The sequence below is a fragment of the Jatrophihabitans sp. genome, assembly GCF_036388195.1.
In the GTDB taxonomy this organism is placed as follows: Bacteria; Actinomycetota; Actinomycetes; order Mycobacteriales; family Jatrophihabitantaceae; genus Jatrophihabitans_A.
The window spans coordinates 1-1,519 of sequence record NZ_DASVSG010000078.1 but is presented as its reverse complement, the minus strand read 5'-3'; the positions used below and the strand labels follow the sequence as shown (position 1 = coordinate 1,519).

The window sequence follows — 1,519 nt, the reverse complement described above, 5'->3', positions numbered from 1 at the left end:
CGACGAGCGCGGCTTCGCCGGTCTGAGCAACTACGCCAGCGTGCTGACCGACGTCAACATGCGCCGGGCCATCTGGGTGACCGTCGTCCTCACCGTGGTCGTCGTCCTGGTCAGCCTGCTGCTCGGGATGGGCATCGCGCTGCTGCTGGACCGGCAGTTCCGCGGCCGGGGCGTGGTGCGGACCATGATGATCACGCCGTTCCTCGTCGTCCCGGTGGCCGCGGCGCTGTTGTGGAAGCACGCCCTGTTCAACCCGGAGTACGGCCTGCTCAACGGCACCCTGACCGCGATCTGGCGGCTGTTCGGCTCCGACAACGCGCCACAGCCGGACTGGATCACCACGGCGCCGCTGGTCTCGGTGGAGATCGCCCTCATCTGGCAGTGGACGCCGTTCATGATGCTGATCCTGCTGGCCGGGCTGCAGAGCCGGCCGCTGGACGTCATCGAGGCGGCGCGCATCGACGGTGCCAGCAGCTGGCAGATCTTCCGGTACATGACCTTCCCGCACCTGCGCCGCTACCTGGAGCTGGGCGGCCTGCTCGGGTCGATCTACATCGTGCAGAACTTCGACGCGGTCTTCACGATCACCTCGGGCGGCCTGGGCACCGCGAACCTCCCGTACGTGATCTACCAGACCTTCTACCAGGCCCACGACTACGGCCGGGCGTCCGCCGCCGGCGTCGTCGTCGTCATCGGCACGATCGTCATCGCCACCCTGGCGCTGCGGACGGTGTCGACGCTGTTCCAGGAGGAGAACGCGCGATGAGCTCCGTCACCGACGTCGCACCGGTCGCCGCCACCCGCACGCCCCAGGGTCAACCCCGCCGGCCGCGCAAGCCGCGGTCCGGTGCCCTCCTGGGGCTGCTCGCCTGGCTGATCGGCTTCCTGTTCGTCGTGCCGGTGCTCTGGATGGTGCTCACGTCGTTCCACAGCGAGGAGGACGCCGCCACCAACCCGCCGTCGCTCTTCGCCCCGCTGACCACCGAGGGCTACCAGTCCTTCTTCGGTGTGGGCGCCGGCACCAGCCCCTGGCCGTCGCTGGCCAACTCGCTGACCGCCAGCGTGGTCTCCACGATCATCGTGCTGCTGCTGGCCATCCCGGCCGCCTACGCGCTGTCGATCAAGCCGGTGCGCAAGTGGACCGACGTGATGTTCTTCTTCCTGTCCACCCGGATGCTGCCGATCGTGGCCGGGCTGCTGCCCATCTACCTGTTCGCCCAGTTCAGCGGCCTGCTGGACAACATCTGGCTGCTGATCGTCCTGTACACGGCGATGAACCTGCCGATCGCGGTGTGGATGATGCGCTCGTTCCTCGCCGAGGTGCCGGTCGAGATCCTCGAGGCGGCCTCGATGGACGGCGCGGGGCTGCTGCTGACCCTCCGTCAGGTGGTGGCGCCCATCGTCCTGCCGGGCATCGCCGCGACCTCGCTGATCTGCTTCATCTTCAGCTGGAACGAGCTGCTGCTGGCCCGGACCCTGACCGGCACCGTGGCCGGGACCGCACCGGTCTACCTGACCG

2 protein-coding genes are annotated in these 1,519 nt (G+C 68.6%); both read left to right on the top strand.

From position 1 onward, the window contains the following. Positions 1–766: carbohydrate ABC transporter permease (locus VF612_RS08360; protein WP_408659400.1), on the top strand; the 766-nt coding region annotated here is incomplete at its 5' end. After that, positions 763–1,519: carbohydrate ABC transporter permease (locus VF612_RS08355; RefSeq protein ID WP_408659399.1), on the top strand; the 757-nt coding region annotated here is incomplete at its 3' end. The genes VF612_RS08360 and VF612_RS08355, both read left to right, overlap by 4 nt.